This is a genomic window from Tissierella sp. (assembly GCF_052089545.1).
Lineage (GTDB): Bacteria > Bacillota > Clostridia > Tissierellales > Tissierellaceae > Tissierella_A.
The window spans coordinates 3,633-11,284 of record NZ_JBQDAA010000063.1; the positions used below are offsets into that span (position 1 = coordinate 3,633).

Consider the following 7,652-nt stretch of genomic DNA (forward strand, 5'->3'; position numbering starts at 1 on the left):
GATTTTTATTATTTAATCTGTCTACCATAAGGGGAGCATATCACTGCCTACACGAGATCTAATTTGTTTATTTACTTTAGCTCACTAAATATGTCTAGCACCATAGTGAGAGAGTATTTTTCTCTCGAACTTCTTTTTAACTTACTTCTATTCCGCTGAACTTACTAAATTGCCAAATCAAGATAGCTAACAATACCATCTTTTATCTCATATAGCCTTCCATCTATACTGATTTCATTATTACCTTTTTCATATTTAAGTCCTCTATTCCTATATCCTTCCTGGGGATATCCCTCAGGAGCTTTAGTCAGCTTAAAACCATAGTCACCATATGAAATATCCTTAATAAGAACTATTCCATCTTTATTTGATTTTACAGTTTTAGAAAAGCCGTCATCATTCCATAATGTAAATTCCACATTAGCGAGTCCTTTATCAGTTTTACTTGAAAAGATTTGGAATGTTAAATCAATTGTATTGCTATTCCCTTCTTATACTTGTCCACCTCAAAAATAAAAAGATCTAAGAAAATCACCTAAAATCCCTCTAAAAACAAGAAAAACCCTTCCGAAAATTTTCATGAATTTACAATCCAGTCCAATTTCCCTTATATAAAAGTCAGCATAAAAAAATCAAGGCATGACAAATAAGCCTTAATCAAGGTTAGTTTTTTCTATTAACTTATCTTTTTTTCTTAAGCAATTCTCTTGTAGGAATGATAAAGTCCACCAAGTATAGGCTTAGCTTCCAATTCAAAATCCTTAGCCATCATAGGCTCAGGGATAATCTTTCTGACAGGTGTTTGTCCATCTAAACCTTGGTGAGGTCTATGAAGATTATAATATTTATTAATATACTCATTCACTAAATTCTCTAAATGCCTTTGATTAAAGGGTATAATATGATCTAAAAGTTCTCTCCTAATAGTACCGATAACCCTTTCAGCATAAGGATTTTGCCAGGGAGATCTAATAGTCGTAGGTTTTGACACAATATCAGCCTTATTTAAAAAATCCTGAAATACATAAGATTTAAAAACAGGGTCATTATCATGAATAAGATATTTAGGTTGGTGACCATAAGGAGTAGCATTCCTAAACTGCTGGGTCAACCAAAACATATTAGGGTTAGGAGTAACAGCAAAGTGGACAATTCTCCTAGTATTATGATCAATAATAACCAAGACATATAGTACCTGAAAGAAAAGAGTAGGCATAACAAACATGTCTGTCCCCCAGGTCTCATACCTATGGTTTTTAATAAAAGCCATCCAAGTATCCACTAACCTCTGATTAGGAGTATATTTCTGTGGAGGGTCCGTCTGTTTTGGTAAATACTTACCTATAGTATTAGGGCATGGGACATCAAGCATACCTTCGAGTTCTAGGATATCTTTTATTCTTTCAGCAGAAGCTCTATTATTATCCCAATAAGCCTGAATAATCTTTTCTATGACCTCATCACTTATGGGCGGCCGACCTTTTCTTTTAGATTTAAAAGACCAGTAGTGTTTAAAGGCTGTCCGATGCCAATTAACTACTGTTTCAGGGGTAACTAAGGTTTGTAGCTTTTCCCAATTAGGATGGAGTTTAGATATTGCTACCCAAAGTTGTCTATGTAGATTATCTGATCTTGGATTGGTACGACTACCAATTTCTATATCTTTCTTTCACAAGGCAAGTTGGCTTCTTAACGCAATAATCTCCACTTCTAGTTGGTTTTTAGACATAAACTTCAGCCTTAGAAACTGGAAGAAAGTTCCCAGCCAATACTTTAAAAAGGTAAAAAGCTTACTGAATAGTATAACAAGATTTTTAGACATAAAGTATCATCTCTCCCTTTGGAATTTTTAAATTCTATTATACATATAATTCCATTTATTGTAAAGTAAAAGTAAGTTAGAAGTGCCGCCTTCAATAACTAATCTTAATCAAAAATCGTTTCATTTCACATAATAAACTACAAAATATATCTTCAAAAGTATAAATTAATATAAAATTATCCTAATAAAAGGTAAGCTTTAAAAATAGACAGTAAAAAAAGGCATAACAAATAAGCCTTCTAGAAAAGGAAATTATGAATTATTAAATTTTAAGCAACTCTTGAGTAAGTATGATATAAATCATTAAGCACAGGAGTTGATTTTATTTTAATATCTTTAGCATCAACGTAGATAGGCGTATTAACTAGAATAAGTCTAAGTAAATTGAGAGGATGATATAAATGAGTGTATGGAGAAATTAGGATATTGCAAATAAGATAGTAGATATTCTAAGGAATGTAAAATATAAGGATGAAAAACATCCTTTAGGTAAGCCCTACTTAACTTCTTACCTAACTTAATAGATAATTAGACTTAAATTTTAAAATATAATAAAAAATAAACTATAGAATCAATGTGGTAATATTTTGAGAGTCTATTTCAAATTTTGAAGAAAAGGTGCTTCCTTTACTTAAGTCAAATGATTAAACTTTATCTTTGCGGGTAAAAATATAATATTGGGACACGGTTCCAATGGTTAGAATATAACTTGTGATTTGACTTACTAGGACTATTTCCTAGTAGTTTAAAGGAGGAATTTCTTTGAGAAAATATAGTAAGGTCTTTGCTATTCTTTTAGCAGTGGCACTAGTTTTACCGGGAATAGCACAGGCAGCTCCAGAGGTGGACCAAGTTGATGTTAAAAGGCTAGAAGGTAAAACAAGAATAGAAACAGCTATAGAAGCAAGCCAGGAAGCTTACGACGATGGTCAAGCTAGTGTAGCAGTTTTAGCTGGATTTGCAGGGGAAGTAGACGCCCTAACAGGAACACTTCTTGCCAGCCACAAAAAAGCACCACTACTTTTAACTGAAAAAAACAAGCTAGATCAAAAAGTAAAAGATGAGCTAGAAAGACTAGGTACTGAAGCCATATATGTACTTGGTGGAGACGCTGTAGTTTCAGATGAGCTTATAGAAAATCTTAAAAAAGACTACGCAGTTGAAAGGGTATCAGGTTCTGATAGAACAGCTACAGCAGATGCAGTAGCTAAAAAAAGTATGAAAACTTCAGACCATGCATTTTTAGCTTTGGGTTTTAGGGACCAACTTTCAGATGCACTAGCTATAGGTCCTGTATCAGCTAGTCAAAAGGACCCTGTTTTATTAACTCAAACCCATAAACTACCAAAGGAAACTATAAAAACCTTAGACTATCTAAAGGTAAAAAATGTTACAGTAGTTGGTGGAGAAGAAGCAGTAAGCGAAAAGGTAGTAGACCAACTAAAGGATAAAAATATTAATGTTAGAAGACTTAAAGGATCTACAAGAGAGGAAACTGCTATAGCTATAGCAGAAGAATACTTTGAAAAACCAGAAAACACAATATTAGCCTATGGCTATAAGTATGCAGACGCTCTGGTAGGAGGATATTTAGGAAATCTTAAAAATGCACCTATCCTACTAAGCGACAAAAAAGATTTGCACCCTGCTACAAAGGAATATTTAGAAAGCAAACCATTTAATGTTTTTGTACTTGGTGGAAAAGCTGCAATAAGTGAAAAAGCATATAAAAAAGTAGAAGGAGCAGCTCTAATGACAGAAAATGAAAAAGAAGCTGCTAAGCTAGTAGAAGAATTTGAAACTAAGCTTAAAGGAAAAGAAAAAGTTCTAGCTTTGGTAGAAGATGATCAGTTAAGACAAGAAGTATCTAGTTCACACACTGACGTCTTTAACGAAATTCAAAAGGTAGAAAACAAGACAGTAAGACAAAACCTACTTGATCGTCTAGACAAGGCTCATGATAGACTTATAGGGGCTACTTCTGTTAAAGCTTTATTGGATGTAAGTAAAGATGGAGTAACAGAAGAAAACCTAGATAGGGCTAAGATAAAACTTAGCAATGCAAAAACAAATGTTAAAAAATTAGAAGATCAAGAAAGTAAGGATGCCTTAAATGCATTGATAGAAGATGAAGAAGCAAAGATAGACGCAGCACAGGCTCAAAAAGATGAAAAAGAAGCCCTAGCAGCTGTCAATGAAAATCTTACTGTCAAGACCCTAGAAGAAAATGCTTCTGCCCTAGGTCTTGACCTAACAAAGTGGAATGAACTTAAAGACCATGAAAAGTATGGTCAAGCTCGTGTAGCAGCTGTAACTTATGATATGGAAGCTAACAAGTCTGATGAAGGATATACAGTTGAAGACTTTAGAAAATATTTTAATGCAGCCCTTAAAAACAGAACAGTTTATGCCCAGTCTATGGACTATGTAAATGGAATTGGCGACAAGGACTTAACTACTGATAAATTTATTAGCAATGTAGTAGCTGTATTAGAAGAAACCAAGACAGATCTTCCTCTTCAACATGAAAATACCAAGGTTGAAGAAGAAATAATAACTCCTATGACTCAACTTATGGATAGTTATAACTCTTTATCCCAAGGACAAAGAGGAAATGTTTTAGATGCTGTAAAAGCAGGAGCTGACTATGAAGGCTATAGCGGCCTACTTGGAAAGTTTGCAAGTGAAGTTCAAGCTCTAATCCAGTAGTTTTAAAACAAGATAGCTTAAAAGCTCTGTAGACCTAGGTCTACAGAGCTTTTTTATCTTTAGAATTCCTTATATAAATTAGGCTAATATCTAGCTGCAAATCTTCTTTATTTGCCTTTTTAACTTGTTAAGCTAGAAAAACTTTGGGTATATAAAGAAAAGGAGGAATTTAAATGGAAAATATACTACAAACAACGCTCATACCCTTTGTAAAGGACTTGGCACTTGCTATAGTGGTACTAGTTGTTGGACTTTTTCTTATTGGTAAACTTGCAAAACTTGTAGGAAAAGAAGTTGAAAAATCCAAGATTGATAACACACTCAAATCCTTTATAGTTTCCCTTGTAAGTGGACTACTTAAGGTACTTTTAGCTATTAGTGTAGTAGGCATACTAGGAGTTGAAACATCTTCTTTTGTAGCTGTACTGGCTGCAGGAGGCTTTGCTATAGGTCTTGCCTTTCAAGGTGCTCTTTCAAACTTTGCAGGAGGAGTGCTTCTTCTTGTAGTTAGGCCTATAAGTGTAGGAGACTATATAGATGCTGATGGCTTTAGTGGAACTGTTGAAGCTATTCAAATCCTAAACACCATACTAAGAACTACTGATAACAAGGTTATCTATATTCCAAATGGCAACCTAGCAAACACAAATATAATAAACTATTCTGTAAAGGAAACCAGAAGGGCAGAGTGGATCTTTGGTGTAGGCTATGATGAGGATGTAGACAAGGTTAAAGATTTCTTAAAGGATATAATAAACTCCCACCCACTTGTCTTAAAAGACCCTGAGCCTTTTGTTAAAATGACTAACCACGGAGATAGCTCAGTAGATTTTAAAGTAAGAGCTTGGGCTAAGGCTGGAGACCTTTGGGACCTTCATTATGATGTACTTGAGATAGTTAAAAAGAGATTTGATAAAGAAAAAATAGAAATGCCATTTCCACAGATGGATCTTCATATGGAAGAGTAGGAAATGTAAAAAACATATGATTTATGCTTAAATATTCCTGTAAAATAAGATTTTCGGGAATATTTTTATTTTCTTTTACATATTTTATCCACCTTTAAATATTTGTAGATAGCTTGACTAACAAATTCATATTGTTTATAATTAACGCTATAATTAACGCTAGGGTACCAGGTACCTTCGCAGACTAAAGCGTAGACTGAAGAAAAGAACAAACTAGATCTCTCACAGGTAGAAATACTTGTGAGAGATTTTTTCATGAAAAAAGCTCAGTCGCAAGCGACCTCGCTAGGGTACCAAACCCCAGCCCTTGCTGGAAGCGAGAGGTCTAAAAAGATCAGACCTCTATCAACAGGATATTTATTAATAGCAGTTGTCAAGGGTAAATACACGAGCAGAACCAGCTCGCCCCTGACAACCAGGAAACTTTAATTAAAATAATATATGGGATTTTTTAAGTGACGAAAGGTGCGACACTTAGACTTGCAATTTATAAAATGTATCAATTAATACAATAATTATTGTGTTTTTGGTATAAATAGTGTATAATTTAAGTATACTAGTAGAAGGGAGAGACTAAAATTTGGGGGATATTCAAACAGAGCCAGGCAAACACACCGATTTTTCTTCAGAAGATATAAAAGAGTATCTTAGGAGGTTTAGAAAATTAATTATAGATGGAAAATATACGATTTCAAAAAATAAAAACAGAATGGAAAATATAGAATTTATAGAAGACTATAAAATTAACACTAAAAAAGAAAAAAGAATATTACTAGATTTACAGTTTGATGATTTTTGCTATAGTCGTATCCTTTCATAAAAGAAATAAACCAATAGAGTATTTGTTTAAATAAATAACTTGATAAAATTAGAATTAAATTAGTAATAACTAAAAGGAGGGGACCTAGATGTTGGGATTTTGTGAAAAATGTCGTGATATGGTTGAATACTATGTTAGAGAAAAAGTAATGACAAAAAACATCAAAGGTAAAGAAGTTAATTATAAAGGGAAAGTAGCATATTGTGATGAATGTAAGAGTGAAATCTTTGTAGCAGAAATTCGTGATTATAATTTAATGAAATTAGATGAAGCTTTTAGAGAAGAGGAGGATTTAATTACTGTTTCTGAAATAGAGCTTATATTAGAAAAATATGATATTGGTAAAAGACCTTTATCATTATTACTAGGATGGGGGGAATTAACACTTACTAGATATTTAGATGGAGATATTCCTACTAAACAATATTCGGACACATTAAAGGAGATTCTTAATAACCCTTATTATATGAAGGAGTTGCTTGAGAAAAATAAAGGTAAGATAAAAGATATTGCTTATAGGAAAACTAGTGTGGCAATAGCAGATGCTAAAGCGGATGGTCTCTTTAATATTGATTCTATAAATAAAATAGATAATATAGTTAAATATTTATTAGTAAACAGCTCAGATATAACCCCCTTACAGCAACAAGCTCAGTCGCAAGCTCCTTTGCTAGGGTACCAGGTACCTTCGCAGCCTTCAATGTCATCAGATAGATATTCAAGTACTTTAATTCAGAAATATGTTAGGAGGGAAATGCTTATGAATTCACCATTATTTGAAGAGTGGGTATCAGAAGAGAGAAAAGAAGCTGTTAGAGATACAAATAAGAAAAGGATTATTGAAACACTAGAATTGAAATTTGATTTTATCTCAAAAAATACTAGAGAGTATATTGAGAGTATAGAGGATGATAATATAATTAATAGATTGTTTGAAAAAGCTATTAAAACTGTAAGCGTTGAAGATTTTGAAAAACTCCTAGAAAAGGTTAAGAATTTGCAATAGTAAAAACAAGCTCCCACAAAGTTGTTAGATACGCCTAGCGACGGCTGCCATTTGCCTAAACAGTCGCCAGCGACATCGCTAGGGTACCAGGTACCTTCACAGACTACGAAGCCTTCATGTGGCTAGTCCTTTAGGGAAGCATAGACTGAATAAGGAAACAAACTAGATTCCTCACAGGATAATTCTTGTGAGGAGCTTTTTTATCTATTTTATCACAAAACTCAAGTTTTCTGACTAAAATAAGATATAATACTATTTAAAATAAGTAAATTTGTTTTTAAATAGTATATAGCTGTGATACAATAATTACAATTAGATATTTATAAG

At 33.1% G+C, this 7,652-nt stretch carries 6 protein-coding genes; 4 read left to right on the forward strand and 2 right to left on the reverse strand.

The window, feature by feature from the left end; genetic code table 11:
* Window positions 1–164: 164 nt before the first annotated feature.
* Window positions 165–473, reverse strand: coding sequence for a prealbumin-like fold domain-containing protein (locus tag ACTHW2_RS06335; protein WP_442263133.1), 309 nt, complete (start codon window positions 471–473; stop codon window positions 165–167).
* Window positions 474–694: 221 nt separating this feature from the next.
* Entirely contained in the window at window positions 695–1,282 is a 588-nt protein-coding gene (locus tag ACTHW2_RS06340; RefSeq protein WP_442263128.1) for an integrase core domain-containing protein, read from the reverse strand.
* Between the two features lie 1,302 nt (window positions 1,283–2,584).
* Here ACTHW2_RS06340 and ACTHW2_RS06345 point away from each other — a divergent pair.
* From ACTHW2_RS06345 to ACTHW2_RS06360, 4 genes are all read left to right on the forward strand, one after another.
* Window positions 2,585–4,531, forward strand: a complete 1,947-nt coding sequence (locus ACTHW2_RS06345; RefSeq protein ID WP_442263129.1) for a cell wall-binding repeat-containing protein — start codon at window positions 2,585–2,587, stop codon at window positions 4,529–4,531.
* Between the two features lie 173 nt (window positions 4,532–4,704).
* Window positions 4,705–5,499: a mechanosensitive ion channel family protein gene (locus tag ACTHW2_RS06350; RefSeq protein WP_442263130.1), complete on the forward strand. Its 795-nt coding sequence runs from the start codon at window positions 4,705–4,707 to the stop codon at window positions 5,497–5,499.
* A 580-nt stretch (window positions 5,500–6,079) separates the two neighbouring features.
* Window positions 6,080–6,319, forward strand: a complete 240-nt coding sequence (locus tag ACTHW2_RS06355; protein ID WP_442263131.1) for a hypothetical protein — start codon at window positions 6,080–6,082, stop codon at window positions 6,317–6,319.
* Window positions 6,320–6,407: 88 nt separating this feature from the next.
* Window positions 6,408–7,325 (forward strand): hypothetical protein, encoded by a 918-nt coding sequence (locus ACTHW2_RS06360; protein WP_442263132.1) that lies wholly within the window; start codon window positions 6,408–6,410, stop codon window positions 7,323–7,325.
* Window positions 7,326–7,652: the final 327 nt, after the last annotated feature.

Coding starts and splice junctions, on each gene's coding strand:
- ACTHW2_RS06350 (WP_442263130.1), top strand. CDS start 4,705: ATGGAAAATATACTACAAACAACGCTCATACCCTTTGTAAAGGACTTG.
- ACTHW2_RS06360 (WP_442263132.1), top strand. CDS start 6,408: ATGTTGGGATTTTGTGAAAAATGTCGTGATATGGTTGAATACTATGTT.